Here is a 16,245-nt window from a genome sequence, read left to right as displayed (position 1 = left end):
GTCGGACTGGGCGCAGGCGTCGGTGCCACGATGACGATGCCGCCATCGGTGGCTGACGGGGACGGCGACGGGGACGGGCTGGGCGAGGGCGTGGGCGTGACGCCCGGGCCGGCACTGCCCGGTCCGACCGACGTGGGAGTCGGGGTGGGCGCGGTGACGACGGTGACGGGCGTGGTCGCGCCGCTACCCGAACCGCCGCCCCCCCCGCCGCCACAGCTGGCCAGGGTGAGCGACGCGGTCGCCAGAAGAAGTTGTGAGCGAAGCCGCGAGATCGACACGATGTCCTGCCAGTATCCGAACTGCCACCGCCCCGATCGACGGATGGCAAGCAGTTACGGCGCGCGGCTAAAGGTCCGGTTAATTGCGGTCGGGAAAAATGCCGTCAACAACGGTTATTCAAGATGTTCCAAAGGTGAAACGAACCGCTTTTCAGGCACTTTTCGGTGGCTTACCCGATGTTAATCTTTGTGACTTACCGTGTGGTCCTCATCAATTGCGGGGAGTGTTGTCGAGTGGAAGCATTGATGCGGTCCAAGGCACTGAATGATGACGCGGCCGCGGCGCTGCGTCGCGCGTTCGCCTTTGCGGGTCTGTTCGGCATGGCGGGCCTGGCGTCGATCGCCTGCACCGCACGGGTGCCCGATCGGGTCGCGATCCAGGGTACCGACCGGTTGACGGCGGAGGAGGCGCGGCTTGCCGCGCTTGCGAATGGCAGCGAGACGATCGCTTTCCCGCAGACGCTGCTCGCGCGCCGAAGCGATCCTCACGTGGCGCAGTCGCTGGCCGCTGCCGAGCGCCGGTTCACGGAGGAACGCCAGGCCGCTGCCGCGCAGCGAGAGGCGCTGATTCGCCGGATCGAGGATGCTCGCGCGCAGCGCGACCTGTACGAGGCGCGGCGCACCGTGCTGCGTCTGAAGCTGGACACCGCGCTCGACGCGCGGGCGGCCGCCACGCAGCGGCACGACCAGTCGACGCTGGCATCGTTGGCCCCGCAGGTGCGCGCGCTTCAGGCCGACGTGGGGGCGGCCTCCGAAAAGGCGGGGATCGCCAGCGCGCGGGTCAATCGCCTTACCGGAGCGATTGCTGCGCAGGCGCGGGCATTCCGCGCCCGTGCCGCTACGCAGCGTTCGGCGGTACAGGACCGATTGCGCGGCGGGTGATCCGCCGCGGCTCCGGGTCGATCAGTAGGAGCCGCGCTGGAACAGCACGCTGGGCACGGTATAGGCGATGATCTTGACGTTCATCGCGCACGACCGCAGCCGGCTGTAGGTCACGTCATAGGCAACGCGACGACGATAGGAAACGTCGTTGCGGCCGCCGACCTGCCACAGGCCGGTGATGCCGGGGCGTACCGCGCAATAATGTTCGAAGTACCGGCCATAGCGGCTGATCTCGCCGACCACGATCGGTCGCGGACCGACGAGGCTCATGTCACCGCGCACGACGTTCCAGAGCTGCGGCAATTCGTCCAGGCTGGTCTTGCGCAGGAACCGCCCGATGCCGATCACGCGCGGATCGTCGCGCAGTTTGTGGTCGCGTTCCCATTCCTCGCGCGCCTCGGCGCTGGATTCCAGCAGCTGGCGCAGCCGTGCGTCTGCATCGGTCACCATGCTGCGGAACTTCAGGCAGGGGAACGATCGCCCACCGCGCCCGATCCGCTGATGCGCGAAAATCACCGGACCCGGATCGAGAACATAGATCACCGCCGCGATGATCAGCATCAACGGTGCCAGGACGATCAGGGCGATCACCGCCAGCGTCACGTCGAGCGCACGGCTGGCGATATCGTCCAGCCGCTGTAGCCCGCCGCTCGACGCGGTCATGTTCGCGGCGCCGATCAATTCCGGCGCAGCCGTTATGGTCGCTTCGTGCACCAGCTCGCTCCCTCAACGTTACGCTGCATTGCAACATTAGTAAAAAAAACGTTGCAATGGAACCGCATAAATTCACAACTTCGTCGGTTGGACGTGGTGTCTGGCCGGTTTATCGCGGTGCGGGTTAAATCACCGTTAACCGTATCGGCTCCGCGATGACCCCGCCAACGCGCGAGCGGCGTTTTGGCGTCACGTGTCGTCGCAACATCCGCACGTGTGGTCGCTCACCGGCATACGGGTCGGGTTGCGCGGCATGATCGCGACGGGCGCCGCTCCTGGTCAGCGAGTCTGGTTGATGAGGGCGATGACCCTTGAGGAAGCGCCCATGTACCGGCCGCCGATCGCCCCGTCGATTCGGGTGATCGCGTCGGAACGGCAGCGTCCATGGCGAGGGGCAGGCAAACGGTCAGCGCGTGATCACGCGCTCGATCCTTGAACGGCACGGGATGGATCGACCGCGCCTCAGCGGCGTGCCAGCACCTGCCCGTGCCGGCGCGCGATCACGCGCGCACGTATCGGGATCGTCGGCAGTTGAGTCAGAGGATCGCGGCGACGGCGCGCACGATCGCGATCCACAGCAGCGCCGTCGTGCCGACGATCACGCCGACCCGCACCGCACCCGGATAGCGTTCGACCTCGGGTTCCGGCAGCGGGACGGTTACCGGCGTGCTGGACGTGATCTGCATCACCGTGCCGCCACGGAAGGTCTGCAGGATGGCGGCGCGTCCCAGCGCCTCGGTAAACTCGCAGCCATAGCCGCCGGGCACCTGGCGCACGACGCGCGCGGTCGCCCGTCCATGACCGGGAAGACCGATCGTCACCGTACTGCCGATCTCCAGCCGCAGGTCGGTGGCGACGCCGAAGCCGGTTTCGGACAGGTCGCGGACATAGACATCGCACGCGCGCGAATGTTCGTCACGCAGCGTCGAGGGCTGGTTGATCGGCTGTCGTTCGGCGGAACGACGATCGTCCTTGTCGCTGGTTACCAGTATCGCTGGGAGCAGCATCGTCGTGCCTTTTCGTTTACCGATCCACGAGTTAGCCCTCTCCTGCCTACCAGCCGGTTAACGTGCGCCGCTTTTCCGGGCGCGGGGAAACTTTCTGGGGTCCGGTCGTTCATCACAATGCAAGGTTTTTGTGCCGTTACGGGACAGGTGGCGGAAAATCGACAGGAACCGCTGGAGAGACAGGATGCGTTTCGACCGATCCGATCATTGTTCGCTCAGTGGCGTGCCACTCGTGATCGATCGGTTCGGGCTGATCGGCGGTACGGCGGGCGATGGGATCATCGACCCGCTATCGACCGCGCGCGGGCTGATCTACGGCCTTTGCGCCGCCCTGTTCCTTTGGATCGCGATCGCCGTGCTGCTGCGGCTGGCCTGACGCGGGATCAGTGATGCGGGGTCGTCGCGACCGCCGGGCGTGACGGGATCGGCACCAGCCGCGGGCTGGCTTTCCAGGCGAACGGCGCAACCTGCTTGAGCTGTCGCCCGTTGCCGAGATCGCCGCCCGAGCAATTCAGCATCCTGTCGATGCAGTTCGCGGTCCACATCCGCATCGTCTCGTCATCCCACGCGCCGAACCAATCGGCGTGGAAGGTCGTGCCGGGCACGCGCATCCGCCCATCCGCGCCCGGCATCTCGTCCGATGACAAATGCCACGTGTCGCGCGATCCGTCGCCCAGCGTCGCGTCGACCGTGTACCAGCTTCCCAGCGTGAAGGTCGGAATGACATAGGGGTGCGATCGCGGGCACCGCTCCTGTCCGGTCGCCCAGCTGAAATAGGCGACGTGCGCGCGGTGGTCGGGGCTGTCGAGCCGCTTGCCGTCCCAGCAGGCCGGCGCGTTGATGACCGCTCCGATCTGGCTGCCGACGGGGCAGTGCCGTGCCGCCTCGCGCAGATCCTTGTAATGGCCCTGCGTCGCGCCGGCGCCATCGCAGTTGAAATAGCCCGCCCCCGTCACCGGGGCGTCGGGATGCACCATGTCGAACCCGAACACGAAGCGCAGCCCGCGCGGCAGCGGCACGCACGCCTTGCCCATGCGCTGGCATTCGGGGTCGCCGGCGGGACGGCGTTTGTAATAGATGCTGACGTAATCGGGCCGCACCACCTGTCCGCGCCCGTTCAGCATCGCCGGCATCCAATAGGCGGAGCGGTTGAGCGCGCTCATGCAGGTGCTGTCGCCGCTGCGGCGCAGGCTCTCATAGGTGGAATGCGCGTCGGCGGCGGTGTTGCCGAAGAACTGGTGCAGGTGCGACTGGCCGGGCTGGCCGGGCCAGACGATCGGGTCGTCGAAACGCAATTGCCCGGGCATGCACAGGAAGCGAAAGGCGCCGACCACGTCGGGTGCCGCGCTGGGCGGCACCGCCCCGATCACGCCCGTTTCATGCGCGGGAACGATATCGGCATTGATGTCGAAATCGCTCGGGATCGCTTGCGGCTCGCCCGCCGCGCTTGCCGGATCGGCGACCGCCTTCGGCGCGGCCATGTCGCTCAGGCCCTGCTGCGCCGACGCCGCGCCGGGAAGTGACAACAGCGCGAGCCCCAGCATGGAGGCCAGCGCGGTCGCCCGACGGAATGCCCGAGTCGTTGTCATCGCCCCGGCATGACATGCCCGCGCCGGCGGGGAAACCCGCCACCGGCGCCTCAGTTCGGGATCGGCACCACATGCGGCTTGGCGGTCCAGGTGAAGCCGGAGAACATCTTCAGCTGCTTGCCGTTCCCCAGGTCGCCGCCATCGCAGTTCAGCAGCTTGTTGATGCAATTGTCCATCCACATCGCCATCACCCGGTCGTCCCACGCCCCGAACCAGTCGGCATGGAAGGTCGTGCCCGGGCGCATCATCGGCATGCCCGGCATCTCGTCCGAGGCCAGATGCCACGTCGGCTTCGATCGGTCCCAGGTGCCCGACGTGTCGAGGTCGCTGTCGACGGTATACCACACGCCCATCGTGAACGCCGGAATCACATAGGGGTGGGTCGCCGGGCATTTTTCATACCCCCAGTCGCCGTAGCTGACATAGGCGATGTGCGAGCGATGATCCGCGCTGTCGAGGTTCTTGCCGTCCCAGCAGGTCGGGGCGTTGATGACCGCGCCGATCTGATTGCCGACCGGGCAGTGCTTCGCCGCCTCGACGATATCGGGATAATGGCCCTCGACCGCGGTCGGCCCCTGGCAATTGTAATAGCCCGCGCCGGTCTTCGGCGTGCCGTTGATCATGTCGTAGCCGAAGACGAAGCGCAGCCCCTTGGGCAGGTCGACGCAGGCCTTGCCCATTTGCTGGCATACCGGGTCGCTCTCCGGCCGGCGCTTGTAATAGACGCTGACGTAATCGGGGCGCACCACGCCGCCCTTTCCGTTCAGCATCGCCGGCATCCAGTAGGAGGAGCGATTGAGCGGGCTGTTACAGGTGCTGCCGCCGGTCGTGCGCAGGCTCTCGTAGGTCGAATTGCCGTTGGCCAGCGTGTTGCCGAAGAACTGGTGAAGGTGCGACCTGCCGGGCTGGCCTGGAAAGACGACCGGGTCGTCGCGCAGCTCGTGGCTGGGATTGCAGATGAAGCGGAACGCGCCGACCACGTCGGGCGCGTTGCTCTTCGCGATCGAGCCGGTGCCCCACGACGGCACCAGCTCCGACGCCAGGTCGAAGTTGCTGGCCACCTCGCTGAAGTCGCCGACCACCGGCAGGCTGCCCGAGGTCGCGGTCGTCGGGCTGGGCGAGGGCGACGGGCTCGGCGTCGGGGCGGGCGCCGGAGCCGGTGTCGGCGTGGCGGCGGGAGCGACCGTGACCGGCGCGGCGGCGCCCGTGCCGCCCGCTCCGCCTCCACCGCCGCAGGAGGCGAGCGCCAGCGCGGCCGCGAGGTGCGCGAAGGAACGGCCGGTGCGGCGCGCGTGCGTCGACCGGTCCGCGCTGCAAGGCAGCGTCATGCCAAACTCCATGCTCGTGACGGCCGGACCACGTCCGGCGGAATGATCTCCGTTTACCGCCCGTTGGTTAGGAGCCGGTAAACGGGAATCGTCGTCACGCGGGCGAAGCGACCGGCGGCGTGTCGGCCGGATCGTCCGGACCGGTCCGGATCGCCCGGCGCGGTACGCGGCGCGGGGTCCAATAGCCCATCTGCTGCGACAGGCCCGCGATCAGCCCGACTGCCAGCGCATACATATATTCGGCATTATAGGTGACGAAGATCCATTCGTAGAAGGAATGCAGGCAGACGATCGTCAGCGTCACCGCCAGTCCCAGCAACAGCTCACCGCGCGGATCGCGCCGGAACCGCCACGAACAGCGCAACGCCACGATGATCGGCCACACCATCATCACCACGAACGCGATCAGCCCCGGATAGCCGGTTTCCGCCGCGTTCAGCAGATAGACGTTGTGGACGTGCGCGCTACGGCTGCCATAGACCGGCGCGACACCGGCACGATCCGAATAGCCCTTGGTATTGGCGACGATCACATAATGGTTCGCGCCGACGCCCAGCGGATGGTCTTCCCGCATCATGGTCGCGGCGCGCTCGAACGCGGCGCGCTCGTCGTAGTCGCCGGGCAGCGGATCCTTGTTGAAGCGTTCGCCCAGCGTCGTCATCGCCAGCGGCGCGGCGACCGCCAGTGCGATCAGCCCGGCGACCGCGATCGACGTCTTGCGCGGTGTCGGTCGTCGAACCATCGACAGCACCAGCAGCAGCACGAACCCCGCGCCCGCCAGCCCGATCGTCGCGCGCGACGCCGCCAGGATGATGACCACCGCCGCCGCCAGCGGACCCAGCCACATCCACTTCGCCTTCTTCTTCGACAGCATGATCGCCAGCGCCGGGAACAGCGCGAAATAGGTCAGCATGCCCAGCAGGTTCTGGTGCCCGAACGTTCCCGCCGCCTGCACCGCGCCCTGCGCGCGGTCGATCATCGACATCACCGACTGATAGGCGAGGCCGAAGATCAGTCCGCGGATCAGCGCCTCCGGTGCGCGCGGATCGCGGCAGGCGTAGGCGACGGCGGTGATCAGCACGATCATCCGACCGAGTTGCCAGGCGTAGAAGAACGTCGGCATCGGCACGTCGGTCTGGATCGCGCTGAACAGGACGATCACGGCATAGATCGCGATCGGCCAGCGCAGGTGCGCGACGCGCGTCCCCTTGGGTGCGGAGGCGATCAGCGCGACCGCGAACGCGTCGATCAGCGACAGTTCCAGCCCCTTGGCATAGCCCGGCCACGCCCCCCACGAGATCGGCGCGATCACCAGATGCAGCACGCCGGTCACGAACTGCATGATCCCCAGCGCGGTCATCACGCGCGGCAGGTGGCGCGGGTTCGCGCGCAGCCAGCCGATCGCGCCCGGCAGCAGGCCGAGCACCACGAGCAGGGCGATCCACTTCATGCCAGCACCGCCACCAGGATCGCGGCGACCGCCGACGCGCCGATGCCGAGGACCAGCGACTCGCGCAGCCCGAACGACCCGCGTCCCGCCATCCGCTTCGCACTGCGCGCGACGCCGGCAAGCTGCCGCAGCCCCGGCCAGCGATCGAAAAAGCGCAGGTCGGCGATATCGGTGCGCGACGGCCGCTGGTTGGCGATCGGCGGGTCGGCGAAATGCGTCACCAGATGCGGATGCGCGCGCCGGAACCAGACATAGGCGCCGTCGATCGGCGGATGGTCGTCGCGCGCCAGCAGGTCGCGCAGATAGGCGGCGAGCAGCGGCACGACGTCGGCGCGGAACGCCATGCAATGCGCGCCGATGATGTCGCTGTTCATGAGGTCGGTCGGCAGCGACGCATAATGGCCGCCGTAGAAGATCTGCCAATTCTCCGGCAGCACGGTGTCGCGCGCCTCCGGCGTGAAATCGACGTCATCCTCCAGGATCAGCACGCTCTGTCCGGCGGCGGCCGCCGCCTCCAGGATCGCCAGATGGCTGTGATAGACGCCGCGCGCGCCGATCGAGGTGAAGCTGCCCGCGTCGTCGAACCGGTGCGCGTCGAAGAATCCGATGCGCGGGTCGGCGTCTGCGCCCAGGCGTCGCAATTCGCCCAGCATTTCCGCGCGCCGGTCGGTACGGTGCTTCAGGTTGATGATGCGGACATGATCGAATTGGTCGAACAGCATCGCCTATTTCCCGAATCGGTCGATGAGCGGCGTCACGGCGGTGGCGATGTCAAATTGGCGTTCGACCTTGGCGCGCGCCGCCGTCGCCAGCCGGTCGCCCAGCCCCGGTTCCTCGACCAGCCGCGCGACGACGCGACGCAGGTCCGCCCAGTCGCCGGGACGGAACAGCAGCCCTTCCGTGCCGTCCTCGATCAGTTCGGGCACCCCGGCGACGCGGCTGCCGATCACCGGCACGCCCAGCGCCATCGCCTCCATCAGCACGATCGGCAGCCCTTCCATGAAGCTGGGCAGCACCAGCAGGTCGGCCCGCGCGATCGCCGCCAGCGTCGCGGCCTCGTCCAGCCGCCCGGCGAACCGCACGCGCCCGGTCAGGCCCAGCCGCGCCACCGCCGCCTCGATCTGCGCCAGCATCGGCCCGTCGCCGACCAGCGTCAGGGTGCAGTCGAGTGGCGCGATCGCCTCCAGCAGCCCCAGATGCCCCTTCTCCGCCGACAGCCGCGCGACACACACGATCTCGCGCCGGACGCCCTTCGCCGGGGCAGGGGCGGGTAGCGCGGGCAGGTCCAGCCCGCAGCGCACCACCGCGAACTTGTGCCAATGCGCCGGATCGGTGACGCGCATCGCCTGCGCGCGGCCGAACCACGACACGCACGCGGCGAACTCGGCGGCCTCCAGCTTGGCGCCGAGCATCAGCCCGGCGGGATAGTCGGTTTCCGAAATGCCGTGCAGCGTCAGGCTCCACGGCAGCCCGGCGAAGCGCGCCGCCAGCATCCCCACCGTCGCGCCGGCATTGGCGAAATGGTTGTGGACATGGGTGATCCCATCCGCGCGCAGCATCCGTGCCAGCACCACCGCCTCGGCGAAATGGAACAGCGACCAGAGCAGCGCCTTCGCGCCGGGCGCACGGTGGCGCGTCGCCAGCCGCAGCAGTCGGAACCATGCCCCCGGTCGCGACAGCAGCGCGCGGGCGTGCGTACAGGCCAGCGCCAGCGGCGAGAGCGGCAGGACGAACCCCGTCTCCGCGAACGACGCCTGATCCTCGGGTGCCTTCAACTCGGCGGGGGCGGGGCGACGGATGCTATAGGTGCGGATGTCGACGCCGTGGCGGCGCAGGCTGTCCACCTCGCGCCGGATGAAGGTGTGCGACGACGCCGGATACTGGCTGACGACATACGCGATACGGGGGGCGATACGCGGCTGGGTCATTTGTAGGTGATCGCCGATGTGAGGTGCCGCGCCCGGCGATAACGGACGATACCTTGCAATTCCGGAAACTTCGCCAGCATCGTGAAGAAGGCGTGCGGCCACGCCATCCCGCGCGGCGCCCGCCCCCGCAGCGCGATCTTCGCCACCTGCGCCGCGAAGGCGGCGACCGGCAACAGCAGGAAGGCGGGGTGCAGCAGCAGCGCCATCGCCACCCCGACGAACGGGATGATGCCCGCCCAAAGCTGCGCGCGCTTCACCTCGGCACGGTACAGCGGATGCGGCAGCTCGGCGGTCGCGTCGCCGGCCTGCGCATAGCCGAAGCCGCCACGCACCGCGCGCCACCACCATTGCCCGAACCGCAGCATCGCCGCGTCATGGCGCGTCATCTCCGCGTCGATCCGCCGGATCCGCCAGCCGCCGGCCCGTAGCCGCGCGCACAATTCCGGTTCCTCGCCGGCGGTCAGGTCGTCACGGAACCCGCTGACGCCGCGCACCACGTCGGCGCGCATCAGCGCATCGCCGCCGCACGCCGCCGCCTCGCCGACGGGCGTATCCCATTCCATGTCGCAGAGCCGGTTGAAGACGGACGCCTCCGGGTAACGCTCGCGCCGTCGCCCGCAGACCACGGCCACGTCCGGGTGGCTGTCGAGGAACGCGGTTGCGGTCGCCAGCCAGTCCGCGTCCAGCTCGCAATCGCCATCGACGAACTGCACCAGCTCGATCTCGGGCAATGCCGCCAGTCCGGCGTTGCGCGCGCGGGCGGCGGTGAACGGCAGCGTCATGTCCAGATCGACGACCTGCGCGCCCAGCGCGCGCGCGCGATCCGCGCTGCCATCGGTGGAGGCCGAATCGACGTAGACGATCGCCGCGCCGCTGCCCTCCAGCGAACGCAGGCAGCGGACCAGCCGCTCACCCTCGTTGCGCCCGATCGCGACGATGCCGATGCGCGTCACTTCCATGGCAACAGGCTCGCCACGTCGCCGGTCAGCCCGATCAGCGACCCGATCTCGCGGAACCCGACCGCCATCGCCAGCATCACGATCGTCATCATCGCATCCTGCCGCGCGAACGACAGCCCCTCACGCCGCTGCGCGAACCAGAGCGGAACATAACGGATCAGCTCGGCGCTGGCGATCACGACGACCGCGCCCGCGATGCCGTGGTAATGGACCGCGATCGGCAGCCCGATCAGCAGCCACGCGAATTTCGAGACGTTGGCGCTGGCGCCGTACACCGGCTTGCCGATCCCCAGCAGCACCGATTCGTTCAGCGTCGACAGGATCGCGAACCACACGCCGATCGACAATGTCGGCAGCATCTGCCCGGCGGCCTGATAGCGGCTGTCGTACAGGATGCCGGTGATCAGGTCGCTGACCGCGGTGAACCCCGCCACCGCCGCGGCGGCGGCCAGCAGCATCAGCGGGCGATGCCGCGCCAGCCGCGCGCGCAGCTCGGCGGTGGTGCCGGTCGCGGCGGCGACCATCGGAAAGACGATCAGATTGCCCAGCCGCGCGACCATCAGGTTCAGGATGTCGGCCAGCGACCGCGCGATGCCATAGGTGCCCAGGATCGCCAGCGGCACCGCCCGCGCCATGTACAGCCGGTCGAAGTTCATCGCCAGGAAGTAGACGATCGACGACAGGAACACCCAGCGTCCGAAATGCATGATCTCGCGCACCGACTGGCGTTCCAGCACGAAGCGGTGCCGGATGCCGGGGGTCAGCATGAAGCTGGTCACCATCACCGCCGCGCTCGACACGATCCCGCCGAACACCAGTGCCCAGATCGTCGGCGAGATCAGCGCGAAAATGATGTGCGCCGCCACTGAGAGGGTCCAATAACTGACCTCGAACGCATTGAGCGCGACGAGCCGCAGGTTCTTCTGGGCGATGAATCGCCCGGTCGACTCGAACCCCGCGAACACGAAGAACAAGGAGGCGACGGCGAAGATGCCCGACAGCTGCGGATTCCGATAGAACCACGCCACCGGCCAGGCCAGCGCGACGCACAACAACCCCAGCCCCAGCCCGCGCAGCACCTGCAACGACCAGGCCGTGTCGTAGAAGTCCGGCTGTTCGGCGCGTGGATTGCTGACGATATTCTGCCCGATGCCGATGTCGGACGTCAGCTCGATGCCGGTCCGCACCGAATTGACGATCACCATGATTCCAAACAGTTCCGGCGCCAGCAGCCGTGCGAGCACGACATTGTTGACCAGCTTCAGCGCCTGCACCACGCCATAGCCCGCGGTCGACCAGCCGAGCCGGGTCAGGATGGTTCGGGGAAGCAGCTTCATGCCGGTGGCGCAATGGTCCAGTAAGCTTTGCGAATCAAATGGGGCTTGATCGGCTCGCGGCTCTCTAGCACCGCATCGGTTAAATTCGAGGGCATGCGCGACGGTCGCGCTCAATAAGGATCAGACGATGCGTATCCTGTTCGCGCTGCCCGGTTTCCATCGCTTCGAGCGGGGGGCGGAGATCGCCCTGCTGTCGCTCGCCGCCGAACTGGGCCGGTCGGGCGAGCAGGTCACCGTGATCGGATCCGGCCAGCCGCGCGAGGGCACGCCCTATCGCTTCCTGCACGCCGGATCGGTCCGGCGCGAGAAGCTGGAGCGGATGCCGCGTATCCCTGCGCTGCGCAGCGAAACCGGCTGGGAGGAGGCAAGCTTCGTCCCCGGCCTGCTCGGCGCCTATCGCCCCGCCGATCACGACGTGACCGTCACCTGCTCCTTCCCGTTCACCAACTGGGCGCTGCGCCGTCCGGTGCTCGGCGGTCGCCGGCCGCCGCACGTGTTCGTGACACAGAACGGCGACTGGCCGGCGATCTCGAACGATGCCGAATACCGCACCTTCGGGTGCGAGGGACTGGTGTGCACCAATCCCGATTATTTTGCGCGCAACAGCGATCGCTGGCGGTGCGCGCTGATCCCGAACGGCATCGATGCGACGCGCTTCACGCCCGGCGCGGCGGAGCGCGCGCGACTGGGGCTGCCCGAGCGGGGGCCGATCGTGCTGATGGTCAGCGCGCTGATTCCGTCGAAGCGCGTCGCGGACGGCGTGCGCGCGGTCAGCCACATGCCCGATGCGCAGTTGGTGGTGGCGGGCGACGGGCCGGAGCGCGAGGCGGTCGATCGGTTGGCGGGCGACCTGCTGCCGGGCCGCTTCCGCCGCCTGACGGTCGCGGCGACCGAGATGCCTGCGCTCTATCGCTCGGCCGACGTGTTCCTGCATTTGTCGAAGGAGGAATCGTTCGGCAACGTCTTCGTCGAGGCGCTCGGCTGCGGGCTGCCGGTGGTGGGACATGAATCGGAGCGGTTGCGCTGGATCGTCGGCGACGATGCGGTGCTGCTCGACACCGCCGATCCGCGGGCGGTCGCGCGTGCGTTGGGCGAGGCGATCGCGGCGCGTGACACGCTGGTCCCGCGCGGCGTCGAACGGGCCGCGAACTTCGCCTGGCCGCGTGTGGCGGCACACTATCGCGACTTCCTGGCCGAGGTGATCGCGGCGGCGCGTTAGGCGCGCCGCGTCCACCGTCGCAGCCGGCGGAGCATCGGACGCTCCAGCCACAGGAACGCCGGCACCGACACCGCGGCGATCATCGTCGCGGCGATCACCGTCGCGACGATGATCCCGTCGGTCGTATCGCGCAGCCACGCCAGCGGCGTGAGAAGCAGCACGTCGATCAGCAGGATATGGGACAGGTAAAGGAAATAGGATCCGTCGCCCAGAAAGGCGAGGTGCGCTATCGTCTTCGGCAGGCGCCCTGCCGCCTCCATCCCGATCGTGCCCGTGAGCAGGAACAGGCTCGGCACGCCCCAGATCAGTGCGCTCGGCAGCCGATCGTAACCGAACATATAGCCGACCGCGAAGCCGCCGACGCCGAGCAGCAACGCAATCGGCCATGTCGCCGCCAGCCAGGTGGGGCGGGTGATCGCGAACCGCCCCAGCCACGCGCCTGCGACAAATTCGAGCAACAGGCTGTTGCTCATGATGGGGAACAGCCGCACATGCGCGACGATCGGCAGCACCATGCACGACAGGAAGAAGCCGGTCAGCGCGATCAGACCGGCGCGGAACCCCGCGATCATGATGATCGCGAAGCAGAGGTAGAAATAGACCTCGAATGTCAGGGTCCAGGCCGGCCCGATGATGGCGGGCGCGTCGCCGGGCAATAGTGCGAGGGCGCCCAGCGTTTCGCTCAGTGTCACCGGATAGGCGGAATGCGTGGCGACATGGAACAGCAGATAGGCCGCGCAGCACAACCAGTAGATCGGATAGATGCGCAGAGCGCGCTTCAGCAGGAAGTCGCCAGGCGCGAACGGTCCCGCGTCGTGGCAATATGATGTGTAGACCATCACGAAGCCACTGATGCAGAAGAAGATATGGACGCCGGCCGCGCCCAGTCCGAACGCATAGTGGAGAGCGGGCGGATGATCGTAGACGCCGCGCGCGATCGCCTGATGCGCGTGGAACAGTACCACCGCGAAGGCCGCGACGAAGCGGAGAAACTGAATCGATACCACCGTCCGCCCCAGCGCGGCGGGGCGGACGGCCGGGGTGACGGCGATGGGTGGCGTGTCCGACGACACGGACAGGCGTTGCTCCACCGCCACGTCGGGTTCAGGCCACGAAGTCGCGGAAATAGGCGATGGTGCGCTCCAGCCCCTCGCGCAGCTGGACCTTCGGCTCCCAGCCCAGCTTGGTGCGGGCCAGCGTGATATCGGGCTGGCGCTGCATCGGATCGTCCTGCGGCAGCGGGCGGTAGTCGAACGTGGACTTGGAACCGGTCAGCTCGACGACCAGCTCGGCCAGTTCGCGGATCGTGAATTCGTTCGGATTGCCGATGTTGACCGGGCCGGTGAAGCCGGGCTCGCTGTCCATCAGTTTCAGGAAGCCCTCGACCAGATCGTCGCGGAAGCAGAAGCTGCGCGTCTGCGATCCGTCGCCGTACATGGTGATCGGCTCGTTTCGCAGCGCCTGCATGATAAAGTTGGAGACGACACGACCGTCCGCCGGATGCATCCGCGGGCCGTAGGTGTTGAAGATGCGCGCGACCTTGACGTCCAGCCCCATCTGGCGGTGATAGTCGAAGAACAGTGTCTCGGCACAACGCTTGCCCTCGTCATAGCACGAGCGGATACCGATCGGATTGACGTTGCCCCAATAGTCTTCCTTCTGCGGATGGACGTGCGGATCGCCGTACACCTCGCTGGTCGACGCCTGGAAGATACGGCACTTCAGCCGCTTGGCCAGCCCCAGCATGTTGATCGCGCCATGCACGCTGGTCTTCGTCGTCTGGACCGGGTCGTGCTGGTAATGGATCGGCGAGGCCGGGCAGGCGAGATTGTAGATTTCGTCGACCTCGACATACAGGGGCAGGCAGACGTCGTGACGCATGAACTCGAAGCGCGGATTGCCGTGCAGATGGTCGATGTTGCGCTTGGTGCCGGTGAACAGATTGTCGACGCACACCACCTCGTCGCCGCGTTCCAGCAGGCGGTCGATCAGGTGCGAGCCGAGAAAACCGGCGCCGCCGGTGACCAGAACGCGCTTACGAGATTGATAATTCCGCGCCATGCGGCGAACTCCCCAGATGTCCGGTCTTCCTCCACGACCCTAGGCGAGCCGCGGGACGGTGCCAATCGCCGGCCCCGGTGATGCGGCGATAGCCGGACTGCCCTAAGAGCCCGTTACCGCAGTTGCAACGCTCAGCGGCCGGCGCGCAGCCAGCCGGTCGGACGCTTGCGCGCCAGCCGCAGGTACAGCGGAATCTTCCAAAGGATGTAGAGCGGCAGCCGCGCTGCGGCGCCGGCCGACAGGAACGGGCGCCCGACCCGCAGCCAGGCCGCCACCAGCCCCAGCAGCGACATCGCAAGCAGCGCACCCAACAGCAGCGCCGGAACCGCCGATGCGCCGAGCAGCACCAGCCCGCCGAGCACCGCCAGCCCGACGCCATCGAGCAGCAGCAGCAGCGTCAGCGGCGGCACCGCCAGGCTCAGCCCCGCCCACAGCCCGCGCGGATCGCCCGCCCGAAGCCCGGTGAGAATGGCCGGCAAGGCGCGCGTGCGCGAGGTGGCGAGAAATCCGCCTTCCCAGCGGGTGCGCTGCTTCAGGGTCCCCTCCGCGCTGCTGGCGGCGCTCCACACCGTCGCATCGGCGGCGAAGCGCGGCAGCAGCCCGCGCCGTGCCAGCTCCAGGCCCAGCGCCAGATCCTCGACGATATCGGCCGTCGCGAGACCGGCGTCGCGGAACACCGGCCACGGGAACGCCATGCCGGTGCCGGTCAGGTTGACCCGCCCGGCGAGTCGCGACAGGCCGCGCTGGCGAACGAGATTCTTGATGACGAAGGCGAAGTTCGACACCTGCACCATCGGTGCGGCAGTCAGGTCAGGGCTGAGCAGGTTGACCGCCTGCACCGGGCGGTCGCTTGCCGCCCGCGCCATCGCGATCAGCGATCCGCGATCCGTCGCGCCATCGGCGTCGAGCACGATGACGATCGCCGGGGGGCGGCCGGCGAGATGATCGCGGGCATGAGCGAGCGCGAAACCCTTGCCGCGTCGCGTCGCGTCGTGGCGGCGCAGCACCTCAGCTCCGGCCCGCTCGGCGATCGCGGCGGTATCGTCGGTACAATTGTCGGCGACCACCAGCACGCGCGCGCCTTCAGGTAGCTCCGGCAGCAACCGGGCCAGCGTCGTCGCGATGATTGCCCCTTCGTCGTGCGCGGGCATGACGATCACCATGTCCGGCACGGCGGCGTCGGAGCCGGTCGCCGCGCGCCGGACGTCGCGCAGCCCGACGACCACCTCCATCGCGAAGGTCGCGGTCATCAGCACGAGCGGCGCGGCGATCACCACCGCCGCGATCGTCGCGATCACCTCCGTTGCCGACACCGTTTCCTCCGCTTCCTGCCTCGCGACCGGCTGTAGGCGGTGCGACGGGGCTTCGCCATGCCTGATGCGGGGGCTGGTGCGGGTTTACCGGAACTTGACGAACCCTGGGGCAGGAACGGCCCGTCACGGGAGTGAGACGGGTCCGCACCGGATGCCGCCTCGGTTGCAGCGGAGGGCCGC

15 protein-coding genes and 1 pseudogene are annotated in these 16,245 nt (G+C 68.0%); 4 read left to right on the top strand and 12 right to left on the bottom strand.

The window, feature by feature from the left end; translation table 11 throughout:
- Window positions 1–462: pseudogene (locus NS334_RS18185) on the top strand (hypothetical protein); the annotation flags it as partial.
- A 62-nt stretch (window positions 463–524) separates the two neighbouring features.
- A complete protein-coding gene (locus tag NS334_RS09120; RefSeq protein ID WP_058755657.1) occupies window positions 525–1,160 on the top strand; it encodes a hypothetical protein in 636 nt (211 codons plus the stop codon).
- A 21-nt stretch (window positions 1,161–1,181) separates the two neighbouring features.
- Here NS334_RS09120 and NS334_RS09115 read toward each other — a convergent pair whose 3' ends face one another.
- Together NS334_RS09115 and NS334_RS09110 are read right to left on the bottom strand one after the other, a co-directional pair.
- A complete protein-coding gene (locus NS334_RS09115; protein WP_241491876.1) occupies window positions 1,182–1,874 on the bottom strand; it encodes a sugar transferase in 693 nt (230 codons plus the stop codon).
- Between the two features lie 536 nt (window positions 1,875–2,410).
- On the bottom strand, window positions 2,411–2,881 hold the full coding sequence (locus NS334_RS09110; protein WP_058755656.1) for a PilZ domain-containing protein: 471 nt from the start codon (window positions 2,879–2,881) through the stop codon (window positions 2,411–2,413).
- A gap of 184 nt (window positions 2,882–3,065) precedes the next feature.
- Between NS334_RS09110 and NS334_RS18180 the strand changes: the two genes are divergently transcribed.
- Window positions 3,066–3,257 carry a hypothetical protein gene (locus tag NS334_RS18180; protein WP_153002665.1) on the top strand — a complete coding sequence of 64 codons (192 nt, stop codon included), beginning with the start codon at window positions 3,066–3,068 and terminating at the stop codon, window positions 3,255–3,257.
- Between the two features lie 7 nt (window positions 3,258–3,264).
- Here the strand turns inward: NS334_RS18180 and NS334_RS09105 are convergent, their stop codons facing one another.
- The 7 genes from NS334_RS09105 to NS334_RS09075 form a co-directional block, all read right to left on the bottom strand.
- A complete protein-coding gene (locus tag NS334_RS09105; protein WP_083500359.1) occupies window positions 3,265–4,470 on the bottom strand; it encodes a DUF1996 domain-containing protein in 1,206 nt (401 codons plus the stop codon).
- Window positions 4,471–4,520: 50 nt separating this feature from the next.
- Window positions 4,521–5,798 (bottom strand): DUF1996 domain-containing protein, encoded by a 1,278-nt coding sequence (locus tag NS334_RS09100; RefSeq protein ID WP_153002664.1) that lies wholly within the window; start codon window positions 5,796–5,798, stop codon window positions 4,521–4,523.
- Window positions 5,799–5,892: 94 nt separating this feature from the next.
- Window positions 5,893–7,248: an O-antigen ligase family protein gene (locus NS334_RS09095; RefSeq protein ID WP_058755653.1), complete on the bottom strand. Its 1,356-nt coding sequence runs from the start codon at window positions 7,246–7,248 to the stop codon at window positions 5,893–5,895.
- Window positions 7,245–7,970, bottom strand: coding sequence for a hypothetical protein (locus NS334_RS09090; RefSeq protein ID WP_058755652.1), 726 nt, complete (start codon window positions 7,968–7,970; stop codon window positions 7,245–7,247). The genes NS334_RS09095 and NS334_RS09090 overlap by 4 nt, the downstream gene beginning before the upstream one ends.
- A gap of 3 nt (window positions 7,971–7,973) precedes the next feature.
- Window positions 7,974–9,176 (bottom strand): glycosyltransferase family 4 protein, encoded by a 1,203-nt coding sequence (locus NS334_RS09085; protein ID WP_058755651.1) that lies wholly within the window; start codon window positions 9,174–9,176, stop codon window positions 7,974–7,976.
- On the bottom strand, window positions 9,173–10,135 hold the full coding sequence (locus tag NS334_RS09080) for a glycosyltransferase (RefSeq protein WP_058755650.1): 963 nt from the start codon (window positions 10,133–10,135) through the stop codon (window positions 9,173–9,175). The genes NS334_RS09085 and NS334_RS09080 overlap by 4 nt, the downstream gene beginning before the upstream one ends.
- Window positions 10,126–11,472, bottom strand: a complete 1,347-nt coding sequence (locus NS334_RS09075) for an oligosaccharide flippase family protein (RefSeq protein WP_058755649.1) — start codon at window positions 11,470–11,472, stop codon at window positions 10,126–10,128. The genes NS334_RS09080 and NS334_RS09075 overlap by 10 nt, the downstream gene beginning before the upstream one ends.
- Window positions 11,473–11,599: 127 nt before the next feature.
- Here NS334_RS09075 and NS334_RS09070 point away from each other — a divergent pair, with 127 nt between their 5' ends.
- Entirely contained in the window at window positions 11,600–12,691 is a 1,092-nt protein-coding gene (locus tag NS334_RS09070) for a glycosyltransferase family 4 protein (protein WP_058755648.1), read from the top strand.
- Here NS334_RS09070 and NS334_RS09065 read toward each other — a convergent pair.
- The 3 genes from NS334_RS09065 to NS334_RS09055 form a co-directional block, all read right to left on the bottom strand.
- Entirely contained in the window at window positions 12,688–13,788 is a 1,101-nt protein-coding gene (locus NS334_RS09065; RefSeq protein WP_058755647.1) for an acyltransferase family protein, read from the bottom strand. The genes NS334_RS09070 and NS334_RS09065 overlap by 4 nt on opposite strands.
- 7 nt (window positions 13,789–13,795) lie before the next feature.
- Complete coding sequence (locus tag NS334_RS09060; protein WP_058755646.1) at window positions 13,796–14,752, bottom strand: UDP-glucuronic acid decarboxylase family protein; 957 nt, start codon at window positions 14,750–14,752, stop codon at window positions 13,796–13,798.
- A 131-nt stretch (window positions 14,753–14,883) separates the two neighbouring features.
- Window positions 14,884–16,065: a glycosyltransferase family 2 protein gene (locus NS334_RS09055; RefSeq protein WP_241491875.1), complete on the bottom strand. Its 1,182-nt coding sequence runs from the start codon at window positions 16,063–16,065 to the stop codon at window positions 14,884–14,886.
- Window positions 16,066–16,245 lie beyond the last annotated feature (180 nt).

It is taken from the genome of Sphingomonas endophytica (assembly GCF_001476895.1).
In the GTDB taxonomy this organism is placed as follows: domain Bacteria; phylum Pseudomonadota; class Alphaproteobacteria; order Sphingomonadales; family Sphingomonadaceae; genus Sphingomonas; species Sphingomonas endophytica_A.
The sequence above is the reverse complement of the archived record's forward strand: the minus strand, read 5'-3'. Positions and strand labels throughout refer to the sequence as shown.